General features: G+C 66.0%; 18 protein-coding genes. 13 read left to right on the top strand and 5 right to left on the bottom strand.

Annotated features, from left to right (window positions below; genetic code table 11):
• Positions 1-8 precede the first annotated feature (8 nt).
• From G6N53_RS02445 to G6N53_RS02430, 3 genes are read left to right on the top strand one after another with little or no spacing between them, the layout of a single operon-like run.
• Entirely contained in the window at positions 9-431 is a 423-nt protein-coding gene (locus G6N53_RS02445) for a helix-turn-helix domain-containing protein (protein ID WP_163886807.1), read from the top strand.
• Positions 419-622 carry a hypothetical protein gene (locus G6N53_RS02440; RefSeq protein ID WP_163886805.1) on the top strand — a complete coding sequence of 68 codons (204 nt, stop codon included), beginning with the start codon at positions 419-421 and terminating at the stop codon, positions 620-622. Before G6N53_RS02445 ends, G6N53_RS02440 begins: the two co-directional genes overlap by 13 nt.
• Positions 619-2,439, top strand: coding sequence for an HK97 family phage prohead protease (locus G6N53_RS02430; RefSeq protein WP_205390258.1), 1,821 nt, complete (start codon positions 619-621; stop codon positions 2,437-2,439). Before G6N53_RS02440 ends, G6N53_RS02430 begins: the two co-directional genes overlap by 4 nt.
• Positions 2,440-2,547: 108 nt before the next feature.
• On the opposite strand, the gene G6N53_RS02425 is transcribed toward G6N53_RS02430, so the two are convergent.
• The 3 genes from G6N53_RS02425 to G6N53_RS02415 all read right to left on the bottom strand — a co-directional run bounded on the left by G6N53_RS02425 (position 2,548) and on the right by G6N53_RS02415 (position 5,128).
• Positions 2,548-3,678, bottom strand: a complete 1,131-nt coding sequence (locus G6N53_RS02425) for a hypothetical protein (RefSeq protein WP_163886803.1) — start codon at positions 3,676-3,678, stop codon at positions 2,548-2,550.
• Positions 3,675-4,166 carry a DUF4365 domain-containing protein gene (locus G6N53_RS02420; protein ID WP_163886801.1) on the bottom strand — a complete coding sequence of 164 codons (492 nt, stop codon included), beginning with the start codon at positions 4,164-4,166 and terminating at the stop codon, positions 3,675-3,677. Before G6N53_RS02420 ends, G6N53_RS02425 begins: the two co-directional genes overlap by 4 nt.
• Positions 4,167-4,369: 203 nt before the next feature.
• Positions 4,370-5,128, bottom strand: a complete 759-nt coding sequence (locus G6N53_RS02415; protein ID WP_163886799.1) for a DUF3800 domain-containing protein — start codon at positions 5,126-5,128, stop codon at positions 4,370-4,372.
• Positions 5,129-5,226: 98 nt separating this feature from the next.
• Here G6N53_RS02415 and G6N53_RS02410 point away from each other — a divergent pair, with 98 nt between their 5' ends.
• From G6N53_RS02410 to G6N53_RS02390, 5 genes are all read left to right on the top strand, one after another.
• A complete protein-coding gene (locus G6N53_RS02410) occupies positions 5,227-5,772 on the top strand; it encodes a hypothetical protein (RefSeq protein ID WP_205390257.1) in 546 nt (181 codons plus the stop codon).
• A gap of 83 nt (positions 5,773-5,855) precedes the next feature.
• Positions 5,856-6,485 carry a hypothetical protein gene (locus tag G6N53_RS02405; RefSeq protein ID WP_163886795.1) on the top strand — a complete coding sequence of 210 codons (630 nt, stop codon included), beginning with the start codon at positions 5,856-5,858 and terminating at the stop codon, positions 6,483-6,485.
• A 375-nt stretch (positions 6,486-6,860) separates the two neighbouring features.
• Positions 6,861-7,274, top strand: a complete 414-nt coding sequence (locus tag G6N53_RS02400) for a hypothetical protein (RefSeq protein WP_163886793.1) — start codon at positions 6,861-6,863, stop codon at positions 7,272-7,274.
• A gap of 142 nt (positions 7,275-7,416) precedes the next feature.
• Positions 7,417-8,301, top strand: coding sequence for a DNA-methyltransferase (locus G6N53_RS02395; protein WP_237166337.1), 885 nt, complete (start codon positions 7,417-7,419; stop codon positions 8,299-8,301).
• Positions 8,302-8,330: 29 nt separating this feature from the next.
• Complete coding sequence (locus tag G6N53_RS02390; protein WP_237166336.1) at positions 8,331-9,407, top strand: hypothetical protein; 1,077 nt, start codon at positions 8,331-8,333, stop codon at positions 9,405-9,407.
• A gap of 12 nt (positions 9,408-9,419) precedes the next feature.
• Here G6N53_RS02390 and G6N53_RS02385 read toward each other — a convergent pair whose 3' ends face one another.
• The gene (locus G6N53_RS02385) at positions 9,420-9,665 is read right to left on the bottom strand and encodes a hypothetical protein (protein WP_163886789.1); all 246 of its coding nucleotides are present in this window, start codon (positions 9,663-9,665) and stop codon (positions 9,420-9,422) included.
• A 466-nt stretch (positions 9,666-10,131) separates the two neighbouring features.
• On the opposite strand from G6N53_RS02385, the gene G6N53_RS02380 reads away from it, so the two are divergent.
• The 4 genes from G6N53_RS02380 to G6N53_RS02365 all read left to right on the top strand — a co-directional run bounded on the left by G6N53_RS02380 (position 10,132) and on the right by G6N53_RS02365 (position 12,988).
• Positions 10,132-10,707 (top strand): mycothiol transferase, encoded by a 576-nt coding sequence (locus G6N53_RS02380; RefSeq protein WP_163886787.1) that lies wholly within the window; start codon positions 10,132-10,134, stop codon positions 10,705-10,707.
• Between the two features lie 176 nt (positions 10,708-10,883).
• Positions 10,884-12,068 (top strand): hypothetical protein, encoded by a 1,185-nt coding sequence (locus tag G6N53_RS02375; protein WP_163886785.1) that lies wholly within the window; start codon positions 10,884-10,886, stop codon positions 12,066-12,068.
• Positions 12,069-12,078: 10 nt separating this feature from the next.
• On the top strand, positions 12,079-12,582 hold the full coding sequence (locus G6N53_RS02370; protein ID WP_163886783.1) for a metallophosphoesterase family protein: 504 nt from the start codon (positions 12,079-12,081) through the stop codon (positions 12,580-12,582).
• Positions 12,575-12,988, top strand: a complete 414-nt coding sequence (locus G6N53_RS02365) for an MmcQ/YjbR family DNA-binding protein (protein ID WP_163886781.1) — start codon at positions 12,575-12,577, stop codon at positions 12,986-12,988. Before G6N53_RS02370 ends, G6N53_RS02365 begins: the two co-directional genes overlap by 8 nt.
• Here the strand turns inward: G6N53_RS02365 and G6N53_RS02360 are convergent.
• Positions 12,972-13,523 (bottom strand): cupin domain-containing protein, encoded by a 552-nt coding sequence (locus tag G6N53_RS02360; protein WP_163886779.1) that lies wholly within the window; start codon positions 13,521-13,523, stop codon positions 12,972-12,974. The genes G6N53_RS02365 and G6N53_RS02360 overlap by 17 nt on opposite strands.
• A gap of 50 nt (positions 13,524-13,573) precedes the next feature.
• Here G6N53_RS02360 and G6N53_RS02355 point away from each other — a divergent pair, with 50 nt between their 5' ends.
• The gene (locus G6N53_RS02355; protein WP_163895342.1) at positions 13,574-15,448 is read left to right on the top strand and encodes an alkyl/aryl-sulfatase; all 1,875 of its coding nucleotides are present in this window, start codon (positions 13,574-13,576) and stop codon (positions 15,446-15,448) included.
• The last annotated feature ends 8 nt before the right edge of the window (positions 15,449-15,456 follow it).

Below are 15,456 nucleotides of genomic sequence, written 5' to 3'. Positions count from 1 at the left end.
GGCAGCCGATGGCTCAGGACGACGTTGCCGAGCTGCGGGGAGTGGCTTTGTCCTACAAGGCTGCTCAGGATGTTGTGGCCGCCCTGGACACACTGGAATCGCTCGCTGCCGACCGCGGCGCGCTGTTGCAGCTTCCGTTGCAGCAGTTGCGGCGGGATTTGCGGTGTCACAGTCAATCTCACGTAGATCCTCACGTCGACGCGAGAACGGAAGTGGTCGCGGGCGTGGCCGCGACACTGGACCTCGACCCCGGCGTGATCGACGTCAAGACCGCCGCCTCGGCGTTGGGCCTGACTGAAGCCGGGGTCCGGTACCTCTGTCGGAAAGGCCGGATACAGGCCAACAGTCGCGGCGGACGGTGGTGGATTCCTGCGGATGAGCTGCAGGCCCACGTCGAAGCGAGGAAGGAGCGCCGCCGATGCCCGAGATGAGCCTCGTCAAGGCGTTAAACATGCTCGCGGACCTCGACCGCACCGACCCGGAAGTGCTCGACGCGATCGTCGCTGTCCTGGACCCAGATGTCGTTCACCGAGCCGCGATCAATCTCGGGGCGGCCTGCGACGACGGCGGCGACCCGGATTTCTGGCAGACCCTGCGAAATGGCTTTAAGGAGCGCACATGACGATGGCGACCCGGTCCCGGCCGACGGCGATCACCGACGCCCCGGAGCACCGCAGCATCCCGATCGAGCAGGTCGAGCTGCGCGCCGCCGACGACGACACGATCACCCTGACCGGCTACGCCTCGACGTTCGAGCCATACGAGATGTACGGCGGCCCGGCCCAAGGCGGCTGGATCGAGCAGCTCGACAAGGGCGCGTTCACCAAGTCGTTGCGCGAGAAGCCCGACCTGCACCTGCTCATCAACCACGAGGGCATGCCTCTGGCGCGCACCAAGTCCGGCACCCTCACGCTGTCCGCCGACACCAAGGGCCTCAAGGTCTCGGCGAAGCTCGACCGCACCGACCCCGACGTGCAGCGCCTCGAAGTGAAGATGCGCCGCGGCGACCTCGACGAGATGAGCTTCGCGTTCCGCGTCCGGTCCCAGCAGTGGTCGAACACCGACGACTTCCCCGACGACCTGCACGCGCTGCGCACCATCACCGAGGTCAACCTGCACAAGGGCGACGTATCGGTGGTCAACTTCGGCGCCAACCCCACGACCTCTGCATCCGTGCGGAAGAAGGGCAACACGTTGACCCTCGATAGTGCGCTTCAAATGGCCGGCCGCCGCCCGGGCGACCGCCGCAAGCCGATGAGCTTGTCGGAGGCCAACGCTGCGAACGCCGCTGAGGCCGCGAAGGCGGCCGCGGCCCGGGCTCGGTCGATCCCACTAATCACCGTCCGCGAACCACGAACGTACGAAAAGCACTGTCGGCACAGTTATTTCGCCGACCTGATCACCTCGGTGCGCCGCACCGAGGGCTACCGCGACGCCGACGAGCGGCTGCGCCGTCACGCCACGGACGTGGAGACCAACCCCGAGTACCGCGACATGGACCGCACCGACGGTGCAGGCGGAGAATTCGTGCCGCCCACGTGGCTGGTTGACGAGTACGTCGACCTGGCCCGGGCGGGCCGCGCCTACGCGAACCTGGCGCAGAGCGCCGCGCTACCGCCGAAGACCGACAGCCTCAAGATCCCCAAGGTCACCTCGGGGACGGCGACCGCGTTCCAGAACGGCGACAACACCGCCGTCGAAGAACGTGACGCCGACACCGACACCGTCGAGGCCGGGGTTCACACCGTCACCGGGCAAGCCTCGGTCGCCCAGCAACTGCTCGACCAGTCGCCCATCAACTTCGATGAAGTCATCTTCGGCGACCTAATCGCCGACCACGGCGCCAAGCTCGATATCGCGTGCTTGGCCGGTAGCGGCTCCAACGGGCAGGTGCTGGGCGTGCACAACACCCCAGGCATCGTGACGCTGCCGGTCGGTGCGGTGACCGTGTCTGGGTTCTACAACGCGATCGCCGACGGCATCCAACGCGTCCACACCTCGCGGTTCCAGCCGCCGACACACATCGTGATGCACCCGCGCCGGTGGGGCTGGCTGACCGCCGCGGTCGACGACGATCAGCGGCCGCTTGTTCTACCGCCCGGTGTCGGCGTCGCCAACTCGCTGGCCACACTCGAAGCAGTGGGTTCGCAGCGGGTCGTCGGCGGCCTCCAGGGCCTGCCGGTCGTCACCGACCCGAACATCGGAACCTACTTCGGCGACGACGGTGAAGGCGGCGGCAACGGTGAGGACGTCGTGTACGTCCAGCGCAGCAACGACCTCATCCTCTACGAGGGCGGGATCAGGAGCCGCGTGCTGCCGGAGATCAAGTCCGGCACCCTCTCGGTCGTGCTGCAGGTCTACAGCTACGTGGCATTCACCGCGGAGCGGTACCCGCAGTCCATCGTCGAGATCACCGGCCTGACCGAGCCTCAGTTCTAAGGGTTCGCAGCCAGGGCGTGCGGCCGTGCCTTGGCCTGGGTGCCGAATCAGGGCAAAGCGGGCTGCTGCCGCGATTTCTGGTTCGGCCCGGGAGGCCGATGAATTCGCCTACGACTGCAGGTGTCGCGTCCTGATCGGCGTCACCGCATCCTCGGTGTCCGCCATTAGACCGACGCTTGACCGATGGACGCGGCTCTCTACGACGACCGTTTCTCGTGCCCTCATCCAGACCAGAGCTGCATCCAGCCGCTTCGATGAGACGTTGACGTTGACGTGGGCGACGCGCCCGCCGCGGGCCGCCTGGACAGTGACGACCCCCGTGTCTGTGTCCGTGTGACGTTCGACGCGGATGATCGGGCCGGTGAGTTCTTCCCTGGGCCTCGGTTGCTGCGGAGCCGTCAATCGAAGGGACACGGTCTTGATGCGTTCCCGCGCGGACGATGGCACTTGGACCTGCGGCGGGACACTGGGGGGCGGCCCGCCGCCGGGCGCCCATTCGAAGGAGGCGCTGAACTCGGCGACCGAATCCTCCTCCAACACCGTGTGCAGCGCCGCGGCGAACTGATGACTCACGCCAGCGCGTATCAGGTCGTGGACGTCGTCCGTGTTTGGCTCGCGCTCCGGTCGAACGGCGACGGCGTCGATCGCGGCCAGAGACTCGGCGAATGTCCGCATCACGCGTCGCTGCTCGGATTCGGGGGGCTCTACCTCCATGTCATCGAACTTTGGCTCGTCGGCGTCGTCTTCCTTCTCGGCAGGCTCAGGAATGGGCAGATGGATGGGAATGATGAAGGACCCACGCTTCGAGTGCGCCATACGCGCGGCTTTGATGAGCGCATCTCCCGCCGGTCGGTATTTACTAATGAAGGGTCGAGGTCCGAGCGAGGTAGTCGCCGACGAGCGCAACATCGTCCAGCCTTCGCGGACAAGAGTCACACCGGCACCGAAGGGAATCGTGTCCGCGATGACAATGTCGTTGGCCGCTCGCAAGTTCGCGATGTCGACCATTCGGCCGTCGAGCCGCGCTAGCACATCTGCGACCGCCGCGTCCTCTGTCGCGGCGAGGCGCTCGACGAGACGGCGCCAATCGATACCGCCTTCAACGAGGGTGTCGGGCACTGGGAGCAGCAACTCTGAACCGGGGTGTTTCCACAAGCCGCCCACCGGTCCGGGATTTCTAGGTGCAATCCATCCGGTGGCCGCGAGATAGCGAGTCAACCGTTCGTAGGGAGTGCTCACGCGCCTGCCACCTCCCCGAACAACCTATTGAGCTCCTCAGCCCATTCGTCGAAAGTCTCCGCGGTGAGACGATTCTGCGCGGGCAGTTTCGCACTGGCCACCGACAGGTCGTTGACCTTCAGCCAGTGGGCTCGCGCGTGTACAACCGTTTGCAATTGCTCGTGATCGACCCATTCGGAGGCGAGTGCCTTCTCGAGTCGAACGTAGACGAGGAATACCGGCGTCTTTGCCGCCGCCCACTTTTCGCGCCACTCCTTGGTCGTGGGAACGGAGATGCTGCCATCTCTGTTGGGCTTCTTCGTGCCAGCTTTTACTTGGACGGTGATTGGGCCCATCGGGAGTACGACGGCAATGTCGACCGCGAGGTGATCCTCGCCGCCTGGAACTTCACTATTCACAACTCCGGCTTGGGCGAGGATTGACCGGACGTACATGACGCCCAAGCGCCCGGTCTTGTCGGTGCCTTTGACCGCTGTCGCCCCCGCCACGGACGTGACCCTAGCCGCACAGCGCCCACCGGCACTTGCGAGTTCGCGGAACTCGGCAGGTGGCATCGGGTCATCCGGGGCCGCGGCGCGCCTCTTGCGTTCACGCAATGCTCACTGCAACACTCAGGGAAGGCGCGGGTGGCCGTCTGCTGGTGGCTCAAGCCAGCACCCTCTGCGAGGTTTAAGCCGGTCGACGCGCCCCGTCATAGAGCCGCCGCCCACGGGTAGGCGGCTCTAGTCGTTGGGTTCCACGGATGCATCTTCAACCCGTATGAGGTGATCGGGCTGGTCGGGTACGGCCGGTAAAGGACCGGCGCCAGCTCAGTGATGTACTGCCGGTTGGTGGTCCCGTCGCCCTGCCGCGGGTTGAAGGCGGCCGCTGTCGCCGAGGCTGACAGGTCGGCGAGCTGCAGAAATTCCGCCCGTGACGGCTGATCAATCTTCCCGCCAGAGGGATCGAACTGCTCCCAACTGATTTGCGTAGGTGTGAACCGCAGCCGCTTCTCGTACTCTCGGAGCTTCCACATCGGGAACCGCCGCACGTGGGCCAACGTGTAGGCGAGGCCGCCGTTGCGCGGGCTGTCGCGGGACAGCCACGACAGCCTCTCCAGCAAGAAACGCAAGGTGTAGAGATACGCCACGTCCTGGCCCCATCCAGCCGGCGGCGGTCCGAGATGGTCCTTGCACACAACGACGGAGCAGATGCGCAGGAGGTCTGCGCGGCGGGCCACTTCCCGGCACGCGAGCAACCGACGATCATGCTGGTTGTAGTTCTTCCAGTGCAGCTCGTCGCCCTCCTTGCGGCCGAGCGATCTACGCAGACCAGCGAGGAACTGCGTGGCGGCGGTGAATCGGTGAGTGGGGACCACGACCGCTGACATCACGAAGTGAGGGCTCGACTTGCCGCGCCGCGATCGTTGCCCGGACTCATCGATGAAGGCCACGTAGCTGTGATCATCCACGCCGAAAAACGCTAGACAGATCCGGGACAACTTGAAAGTCGATGCGACGGGCGCGCCAGGCAGACGCCAGGCCGTGCGACAGTTTTAGGCTTCGCCTGATGGATATCGCTCAGTTGATTGTCAACGGCCTGGCCGCACTCGGAGCTGTCGGAGCCGCCGTTGCGGCGCTCGCGATTGCCACCCGCGATCGCCGCGACCGACGCGACGAACGTCGCGCAGCCGCCCGCGCCCAAGCTCGACTCGTGTTAGTCGAGATCAACGACGGCGACAGCGACATGTACTACAACATCGAGGTTGCCAATCACGGCGCCCAGCCGATTCTCGACGTCGCAGTTGAGAGCGTGGCTAATCAAGGCCAGAGTGGCCCCATTCGATGGGCGCCGCGCCACGGAAGTGAGGCCATCCGCGCCGTCCAGCCTCTGAGAGACGGAGGGCCGCCAAGGATGCTCGTCGGTGAGATCGTGCGTGAAACCGACGGCGTATCAATCGCGTTGTCCGAGACCACCCCCGATGACCGCCGGATGTTCGTCGGCCTGCCGCCTGCCAGCTTCAGTAGCGCGACTGTCCGCTTCACTGACGCCAATGGCAACATCTGGACCACCGACACCGACGGCGAGCTCACTCACGTTGGCACCGCCGGGTAGGCCAGCGGTCGAAACCTCCTCAAGGTCCGGGTCGAAACTGCCGAGGGTGTGCTACATCTCGAAGTGTGAGTGAGGAGGCGACGATGGTCTGGGCTGTAATTGGGGGCCTCGGCGGCGCGGGCGGCGCCATCGCCGCGGCCATCGCCCTGATCTACGCACATAAGGCCAACACCAAGGCCGACACCTCGAACACCATCGCCACCGACAGCAAGGGCCTGGCCGTCGAGGCGAACAGCCTCGCCTGCGAATCGAACACCATCGCCAGTGAAGCACGGGAACTGGCCAGGGAAGCCAACGACTACAGCCACCGCGCCGAGGCCCGTGAGACCGAACCCCACGACGTCCGCTGGACCGGCGATTGGGTGGCCCGCGGCATCTACCGCGTGACGAAACACGGTGCGGACGAAGCGCGCCAGGTCGCGATCGACGTCAGCGTGGACGGCGAGCACGCCAGCGACACAGCAGACCGCCTCACCGACGGCTACGTCGACCTACGATTCCCAGCTGCCGCCCGCCAACAGCGCAGGCATGACTCCGAGTGGTCCGAGTACGAAATGCACCGCCGAGTAGCTGGCGACGCCGGGAGCCCGCCGAGCAAGCCACCACCCATCATGCGGCACCACGACATCACCGAGGACATCCGATGGACCACCAGATTGGGCACCCCCCAGGTTCACCACGATCAAGATCGCAAAGCCGTCCCGCGTAAGTGAAGACGGCGCGGGAGCGGGCGACCGACGCCAACGTCCAGTGCGCCCACCGCAGGTGCAACACCGCCAAGGGCAACCGAGGCGGCGGCGAGCAGCTAGCCCTCCTCGGCTAGCCCCCTCCGGCAGACCCCCTACCAGGGGATATAGGGGGGCGGGTCAAAAGTCGACTACCAGGGCTTACGCCACCGAGCGGCCCGGCACGGGGCATCTCCCCCCGTGTCCAGTAGGTGACAAGAGCCCTGTCGGCGGCGGCTGGTATCGGTGGAGTGTTCGCCGAGATCAGCGGCAGTTTCGGAGGATTGGGGCTGATGGTGCCGGACTGGCGCGTAGTGGTGTCATTTCGCCGGGTGTCCAGTTTTCTGTTGGGAGGTTGTGGTGGTGAGTGCTGAGGCGCGGCGGCGCCGGGACGAGACGGTGGTGCGGCTTCACGGCCTGGGGTGGTCGCTACGGCGGATTGCCCGTGATCCGAGGGTGAGGTTGGCGTCGCCGTCGGCGGTGCGCAACATCCTGCGGCAGGCCGGGGTGGCAGGTCCGGATGAGGCTCAAGGGCCGGGCGATGGCCTCGTCCTCGACTGGTACCGCGGCGCGTATGTCGACGGCGACCCGGTCGCCGCGGAGTTCTTCACCACGTACAAGGCGCGGATGCGGCAGTTGCAGCGGGCGTGGGCGGTCGAGCGGTTCGGTTGCACCTTCGACGAGTTGGACGTGGAGGCGGGGACGGCGCTGCGGCAGGAGGCCGGTGGGCAGGCCGCTGCTGAGCTGGCCAAGGTGGCGCGGTCGGCGGGGGAGTAACCTCGGCACCTGCTGCGGCCGAACGGCCGGTAAGCGTGAGGCGTACGCGGGGACTGGCAGTTGGCGCCTCACCGCCGCAGCCCCTGCCAGGCGCCATGCGCGCCTGCCGGGCGGTGTGGGTCGGCATCGTTAGTATCGCCGCATGGCGCCCAGGGGACGGTTACATCGCATGCTCACCGAAGGCGTGGTTCACGGGGATGCAGCCGATCTGATCCCTCGTCTCCCCGAGGGCAGCGTTGATCTGTTCTTCACCTCACCGCCCTACGCCGACGCTCGGGCTTACAGCCGCATTCACCCGGATCTCTACGTCGAGTGGTTCCTGCCCTACGCGGAGCAGATGTTCGCCGCGACCGCAGAGACGGGCAGCCTGGTGATCAACATCAAGAACCGAGTGGCCAATCGTGGCCCGCTCAAGGGCCAGCGGCACCCGTACGTCTATCAGCTCGTCCTCGCGCTGCAACAGATGGGCTGGCGCTGGGTGGAGACCTACATCTGGGCGAAACCGAACGCTGTACCCGGACGGTTCGGACCCCGCGCCAAGGACAGCTTCGAGTACGTCTACCACTTCGCCCGCGGCCCCCGCCCCTACTTCGACCTCGACGCGGTGCGGATTCCGTACAAGGCCGACGCCGCGGAGATTGCCCGCCGCAACCGCGACCTCAACGGGCGCCGCACCACTGAGGCTGGGTTCGGCCGCGACCGCACGAAGACCTACCTACGCGGCGGCGCCGACCCCGGCAACGTGGTGGCGGTGCCGCAGACGTACAACCAGTACCGCGGCGTCGCCCACACTGCGGCGATGCCGGAGGGCCTCGCCGAGTTCTTCATCCGGTGCGCCAGCCCTAAGGGTGGCCTCGTAGTCGACCCGTTTGCGGGTAGCGGCACCACCGTCGTGGTGGCCCGCCGATACGACCGCCAGGCAGTCGGCTTCGAGCTGCATGAGGAGTTCGTGACGGAGTCGCGCCGCCGCATCGCCGCCGATATCGCCGACGATCCGTCCGCCGAATTGCGCGTGGTAGGTCAGTGACTTCCATCGACGACACAGTCGCGGACATAGTGGCCGCCGACAGCTGGGACAGACGGGTCAACGAGGTCCGGCTAATCCCTCAGCGGCACGGCAAGACCGACCAACCCGCGGTGTACGCCGCGCTTGCGCGGGAGCTTTACGTGCCGTACCTGGCGCCCGACTTCGCGTTCATCCATGACGCCCCGTTCTACGACGAGGAGCACTTCGACAGCGTGTACGCCGCCGCCGAGGAGGCCACTAAAGGCTTCACCGACGTCGAAGTAGAGACGCTGGCGGCGCTGCTGGAGCGGAACTCACGCACCCTGTTGGTGTTCCGCACGATCACCGGACTACTCAAGAATGAGTTCGCGCTGACCACAACCGTGGTGGCTGAGCAGCTCGGCGGCGGCAGCCTCGCGGTCGCAGCCACTACCGTCGACGGCGCCGAAAAGCGCGGCGGCCGCCTATCCGCCGAGCAAGCCCGGGTGCTCGCCCACACCATCGACCAGTTGTTGCGCAAGGAGCTATTCACCGACGCCCCACCCGGCCTGCACAGCAAGCAGGACAAGTTCGATACCCGCGATGGGTGGCTGACTGTGCGGCAGCTCGCTACCGGCGGTGTCCCCTACCGCGCCTTCCTGCACCAGCGTCACTATGGCGGGTCGTTCGGCCAGGTCACGAACGCAACCTCCGGCAAGAAGGGCGACTTACTTGAGGACGAGGTGGAGGCGCTGTTCCAGGCCGCTGGTGTGCCTTACATCCGCACCGGCAGCCACAACCAGGGTGACATCGCCGCCAGATTTGGTGTGACGGTGACACCCGCCCCCGACTTCGTCGTCTTCGACAAATCCGACACGCTGCGCTCCATGCTGGAGTGCAAGGCCACCAATGACGGCGGCACCGCCCGTGACAAGGCAACGCGGTTCCGGCTCCTCCAGGCCGAGGGCGCCCGCCTCGGCGGCGTGCCCGTCATCGCCGTCCTAGGCGGAACCGGATGGGCGCGAGTTAACGACACCCTCGGCCCCGTTCTTCAGTACACCGACGGCCGCGTGTTCACCTTGGAGACGCTCGACGAAATGCTCGCCGTAACGCCGTTCCCCCAGCTGAAAGGGCTGGTGTCCGACTGACCGCCTACGGGGCTAGAGGTTGGCCAGCACGATGACAGCGACCTGCCGGGCGCACAGAACGGCCGCAGGATCGTCGGCTGGTACGGCATCGACGGCGATCGCGGCGACCGCCAGCCGGGCATCTCGCACGGACAGCCCGTCGAAGCATCCGGCCTCGGCGAGCCGCCCGGCGTAGTCGGTGAGGGCGTCGCGGACGGTGCCGGGCCGGTCGGAGCCGAGGTCGATGATGAGCTGCACGGGGTCTGTGGTGGTGTTCATGTCGTCGACGTTGACATGGGCGGCGCCGAATTGCCAAGGGCAACGGCAGAATTGGCGATCAGATGCGCAACAGCGGGCAAATGCGCAAAACGAAGCAGGGCTGGAGGGTGCCGTTTCTACCGGCACGGCGGTGCCGCTTGACACCTAAGTGTCCGCGCCCCAACTTGTTGAGCACCCGGTGAGGTCGACGACAGGCTCGGCGCCAGGATCACCAGGTGAGGTGAGGGAGTTTCCTGCACCTGAACGAGTGCCTCACCCCCTGCCCGTGCCGATCGACTCCGTACTTTGCCCGTATAAACGTCCCCAAATACCCCCGAACGTCGGCAAACGAACATGTACGACTGTGAACCGAATTATGCTGTGGCACAACGCAACTAACGCGCCACGGCGCAGGTCAGCTACCGTCTCAGATACGTCAGAAGGTTAGGGGTTCGAATCCCTTCGGGCGCACCATAACGTTGGTCACATGGACGGCAGCGACACTCCCTGGGAGCCACCGCTCGCGGGCAGCGAGCTCGAACACCTCCTCGGCGCTCTCGAGCGACTACGCACGACGTTCCTGTGGAAAGCCGACGGGCTGGACGCCGCCGGGTTGTCCGTTCGCATCGGCGCGTCTGCCCTCACGCTGGGCGGCCTGCTCAAGCACATGGCCATCAACGAGGACTTCATCACCACCCAGAAGCTGACTGGTGACCCGGTCGGTGAGCCGTGGGAATCAGTGTTCGACGGCACCGAGGACTGGGAGTTCACCTCGGCGGCCACCGACACGCCCGAGCAGCTCTACACCCTCTACGACGACGCGGTCGAGCGGTCCCGGGCACGGTTCAACGCCGCGCTGCAGCGGGGCGGCTTGGACCAGTTGGTCGCGGTGAGCAACGACGCCGGCGAGCACGCGAGTCTGCGCCGGCTGGTGTGCGATCTGATCGAGGAATACGGCCGCCACACCGGCCACGCCGACCTGTTGCGTGAGGCGGTCGACGGCCGGGTCGGGGAAGACCCGCCGCCGGGTTGGCGGCCTCGCCAGCACGGCACGCGTGCATAGCGACTTCGTGCGCCGAGGGCTGTCTCCGCGGCAGCTCGATAGAACTCAGGGAATTCGCTGGCGGGTCGGCCCTCGAAAGTCTCGAACCGCGCTAAGGTTCGGCTGGCTGGAGTTAGCCGGTATTCAATCGGGGGGTTGTTATGGCTGCAGGAGTCCGTCCCGTGCTTCACTCGACAGTGGCTGCATTGATCGTCGGCTGTGCGGGCGTCCATCCTGTGGCCACGGCCGCGGAAGTGGATCACCGCTCGACTCAGCAAGCGGTTCAGCTCGCCGCTGTTCCAAGTCCCTTCGAGGTCTATCCGCGCGTGTTCGGCGAAGCATCGCGAAACGCTGACAATCTGCGCGCACAGTTTCTTAAAGCCCCGTTCCCGATCTTGCGGGTTACCCGCAGCAATCAAGATGCTGCGGTTCGCGATGCAGTCGTGGCTTTGGCGGCTGGCGATCTCGCCGCTGCGGTAGTAGCTGCCATCGACGCGATCGTGCAGCCGTTCAAGACCATTGCGGCAGCGCTATCCTACTTAGGCGAGTCCATCCGCGATTCGCCGGATCGGTTCGTCTACGGTCTGGTGGCCGCGGCTTCACCGCTGATCAATGGCGTCGCTGCGACCGGCAAGGCGTTATGGGACATCGTGGAAGCAGCCTTCGAGCTTGACGTGGTCGGTGTCGTCAACGCAGTGCTGAACGTGCCCGCGACAATTCTCGACGGAGTCCTTAACGGGGAATACGCTCGGCTGGGCCCGCTAGTCCTTCCCGGCTTGTTGTCGATGGGCAACGAAGTGAATATGGGCCCGGGTCTACCTTCGTTCTTGATCGCCTTGGGTCAGGACATAGCAAAATCAATTCCCATCAGGTCTTCGACCATTAATGCACTCGCAACGGTTGACTCCGATGTCTCGTCGACGCAGGCACCGACTACAGACGAGCGGGCGATCCCCTCTCTCCCAACAGCGGAGGAAATCGACCAAGTCTCTACGGAACCTGCAGACGCGGACAGCACGTCTGTTACCGACTCGGACCCATCGGAGCTCGGCCAAGAATCGTCCGGGGTACTCGAGGGCGAAGAGGACGCATCCGAACCTGAAACGCCTGTGGGGGTGGACGACGCAGAGATCACCACCGACCCATTGGAGCTCGACCAAGAATCGTCCGGGGTGCTCGACGGTGAAGAGGACCCATCCGATTCTGAAATGACTGAGGGTGTGGACGAACCGGAGATCAACACCGAAAGCAACTCCGGAGACGAGTCGGAGACCGCCGGCGACACTGCCCCGGTTGACCGAGGAACAGGAGAAGCGAAAAGTTCCTCGGTGACCGACCGCGGCGCAAGAAGTGGCGAACGGGAAAGCGTAGGCGCGCCGTAGCCTGGAACGCGTGCGCCTCCTCCTGATCGCCGATACGCACCTGCCCAAGCGTGCCAAGGATCTGCCGGATCAGGTCTGGGAAGCCGTCGACGAGGCCGACGTGGTCATCCACGCCGGGGACTGGGTCGAACCGGATCTGCTCGACCGACTGGAATCCCGCTCTCGACGGTTGGTGGCGTGCTGGGGCAACAACGACGGTGACGAGCTGCGACGCCGGCTGCCCGAGCGTGCCGACGTGGTGCTGGGCGGGCTCCGCTTCACCGTGACCCATGAGACGGGCGCCTCCTCCGGTCGCGACGAACGGATGGCGAAGATGTACCCCGACACCGACGTTCTGGTCTTCGGGCACAGCCACATCCCCTGGGACGGATGCTCGAAATCCGGCCTGCGGCTGCTCAATCCGGGCTCACCCACGGATCGCCGGCGTCAGCCCCATTGCACGTACATGACCGCCTCCGTGGCGGACGGCGAGTTGACCGACGTCGAGTTGCACCGACTGGACCGCGATGCGTGACCGTCCCGCCACCGAGGCCGACGTCCACGAGATCGCGACGTCGATGCCGCACGTGACCCGGATCGAGGGCCCCAGGGCGGGCAACCCGATCTACCAGGTCGGCGGCAAGTCGTTCGTGTTCTTCCGCACGCCGCGTTCGGACGCCGTAGATCCGGACACCGGGGAGAAGTACCCGGATGTGATCGTGTTCTGGGTCGAATCCGAGGCCGACAAGCTCGCGCTGGTGCAGGACGCGGCGTCACCGTTCTTCACTACCGCGCACTTCGACGGGCACCCCTCGGTGCTGATCCGCGTCGCCAGGTTGGGCGAACTCGGGGTCACCGAGTTGCGGGAGGTCATTCAGGACGCGTGGCTCTCAAGGGCGTCGAAGCGCCGCGCGCAGCAGTGGCTCAACCGGGGCGCTTGACTTTCGCGTGGTTCGCCCCGCACACGAAGAGGGCCAGCCGAGCCGGAGTGTCGCCCGTGTTGCGCCACCGGTGCCGGGTGCCGTTCTGCACGACCGTGTCACCCGGGTTCAGCGTCACCTCGGCCCCGTCGTCGAGTTCGAGGACGACGGTGCCTTCCAGCACCACCTCGAAGTCGATGGTGTCGGTGGTGTGCATTCCCGGATCGTCGAGTTCCATGTAGCCGAGCAGGCCGGGTAGCTTCTGCTCCCCATCGGCCACTGCCTCTTCGGTGCTGAGGCTGTCCGTCCTGGCCTCGGCGGTGCCGGGCGGCAGCGTGAAGATCGAGAACCGGAACCCGCCTACTGGTGGAAAGTAGGTGTGCCAGTTGGGCATCGATCCGTCGTCGGGGAACTGCGGTGTGGAGTCACCGCCCCACAGCATGGTGAATTCCGATCCGGGCAACAACACCGGCTTACGAGGTGCGACGGCCTCGTCGCTGACAAAAACGGACTTGCCGGACGCGTCGTGCCCGGTGACCACTCGGCGGACATCCATTACGCCAGTCAACCACCGGGGACGCCACCGGCGTGGCAATCTCTGAAGACATGCAGAACAAGCCGCCGACTCCGACCATCGAAGCCGCCCACCGCGAGCATCTGGGCGCGCTACCGTTCGACGACACCAGAGACTTCACCGACGCCGACCGGGGATTCATCGCCTCCCAACAGCCGTGCGTGATCACCGCCGCCGATGGACGGGTGGTGTGGGACAACGACGTCTACGCCTTCCTGACCGGTGATGCGCCGACGAGCGTGCACCCCAGCCTGTGGCGGCAGTCGGCCCTGGTGGCCAAGCAGGGGCTCTACGAAGTCGTCGAAGGCATCTACCAGGTGCGCGGATTCGACCTGTCGAACATCACCTTCGTCGAGGGGGACACCGGCATCATCGTGATCGACCCGCTGGTGTCCACCGAGACCGCCGCGGCGGCGCTGGCGCTGTACCGCCAGCATCGTGGGGATCGTGCCGTCAGGGCGGTCATTTATACCCACAGCCACGTCGACCACTTCGGCGGGGTTCTCGGCGTTACGACGCAGGACGACGTCGACGCCGGAAAGGTCGCGGTGCTCGCCCCGGAGGGCTTCACCGAACACGCGGTGCAGGAGAACGTGTACGCCGGGACGGCGATGGCGCGCCGCGCCGGTTACATGTACGGCGCGGCGCTGGAACGCGGACCCCAGGGCCAGGTTGGGTGTGGGCTCGGGCAGACCCCGTCGACGGGTGAGGTGGCCATCATCGTGCCGACGATCGACATCCGGGAGACGGGGGAGACCCACACCGTCGACGGCGTCGAGATCGAGTTCCAGATGGCGCCGGGCACCGAGGCCCCGGCCGAGATGCACTTCTACTTCCCGCGCTACCGCGCGCTGTGCATGGCCGAGAACGCCACCCACAACCTGCACAACCTGCTGACGCTTCGCGGGGCCCTGGTGCGCGACCCGCACGGCTGGGCCGGGTACCTCACTGAGGCCATCGACACGTTCGCCGACCGCGCCGACGTGGTGTTCGCCTCGCACCATTGGCCCACCTGGGGCAAGGACCGCATCGTCGAATTCCTGTCCCTGCAGCGGGATCTGTACGCATACCTGCACGATCAGACGCTGCGGCAGCTCAACCAGGGATACACCGGGATCGAGATCGCCGAGACCTTCGTGATGCCGCCGGCGTTGGAGCAGGCGTGGCATGCGCGCGGGTACTACGGCTCGGTGAGCCACAACGTCAAGGCCGTCTACCAGCGCTATATGGGCTGGTTCGACGGAAACCCCGCCCGGTTGTGGCCGCACCCACCGGAGGCGATCGGGCCGCGGTACGTCGCGGCGATGGGCGGCCTCGACCGTGTCGTCGAGATCGCCCAGTTGGCATTTGACGAGGGTGATTTCCGTTGGGCGGCAACCTTGCTCGACCATGCGGTGTTCACCGACGAGAACCACGCCGGAGCGCGGCAGCTCTACGCCGACACACTCGAACAGCTGGCCTACGGCTCGGAGACGGCGACCTGGCGCAACTTCTTCCTCGCCGGGGCCACCGAGCTTCGCGACGGCAACTTCGGCACCCCGACTGCGACGTCGATGTCGATGGCGAGCCAGCTGTCGCCGGAGCAGATGTTCGACCTGCTGGCGATCAGTGTCGACGGGCCGCGCGCGTGGGATCTCGACCTCACCATCGACGTGACCTTCTCCGACATCGAGACCAATTACCGGCTGAGTCTTCGCAACGGCGTGCTGGTCTACCGCAAGACGCCCGCCGACGAGGCGACCGCGCAGGCGACGCTGCGGCTGGCGACCAAGCTGCGGTTGCTGACCCTGGTGGCAGGTGACAACACCTCGCCCGGGCTGGAGATCACCGGTGACGCTTCGGTTCTCGAGTCCCTGGTCAGCGTGCTCGACAAGCCCGACCCCGGGTTCAACATCGTCACTCCCTGATCCGCCGA

The organism is Mycolicibacterium hippocampi, assembly GCF_010723735.1.
Lineage (GTDB): Bacteria > Actinomycetota > Actinomycetes > Mycobacteriales > Mycobacteriaceae > Mycobacterium > Mycobacterium hippocampi.
The sequence above is the reverse complement of the archived record's forward strand: the minus strand, read 5'-3'. Positions and strand labels throughout refer to the sequence as shown.

Excerpts from the sequence above, each read along its gene's own strand:
- G6N53_RS02355 (WP_163895342.1), top strand. The coding sequence starts at position 13,574 with ATGCAGAACAAGCCGCCGACTCCGACCATCGAAGCCGCCCACCGCGAG.
- G6N53_RS02405 (WP_163886795.1), top strand. The coding sequence starts at position 5,856 with ATGGTCTGGGCTGTAATTGGGGGCCTCGGCGGCGCGGGCGGCGCCATC.
- G6N53_RS02360 (WP_163886779.1), bottom strand. The coding sequence starts at position 13,523 with ATGGATGTCCGCCGAGTGGTCACCGGGCACGACGCGTCCGGCAAGTCC.
- G6N53_RS02385 (WP_163886789.1), bottom strand. The coding sequence starts at position 9,665 with ATGAACACCACCACAGACCCCGTGCAGCTCATCATCGACCTCGGCTCC.
- G6N53_RS02380 (WP_163886787.1), top strand. The coding sequence starts at position 10,132 with ATGGACGGCAGCGACACTCCCTGGGAGCCACCGCTCGCGGGCAGCGAG.
- G6N53_RS02440 (WP_163886805.1), top strand. The coding sequence starts at position 419 with ATGCCCGAGATGAGCCTCGTCAAGGCGTTAAACATGCTCGCGGACCTC.
- G6N53_RS02445 (WP_163886807.1), top strand. The coding sequence starts at position 9 with ATGGCTCAGGACGACGTTGCCGAGCTGCGGGGAGTGGCTTTGTCCTAC.
- G6N53_RS02410 (WP_205390257.1), top strand. The coding sequence starts at position 5,227 with ATGGATATCGCTCAGTTGATTGTCAACGGCCTGGCCGCACTCGGAGCT.
- G6N53_RS02395 (WP_237166337.1), top strand. The coding sequence starts at position 7,417 with ATGGCGCCCAGGGGACGGTTACATCGCATGCTCACCGAAGGCGTGGTT.
- G6N53_RS02430 (WP_205390258.1), top strand. The coding sequence starts at position 619 with ATGACGATGGCGACCCGGTCCCGGCCGACGGCGATCACCGACGCCCCG.
- G6N53_RS02365 (WP_163886781.1), top strand. The coding sequence starts at position 12,575 with ATGCGTGACCGTCCCGCCACCGAGGCCGACGTCCACGAGATCGCGACG.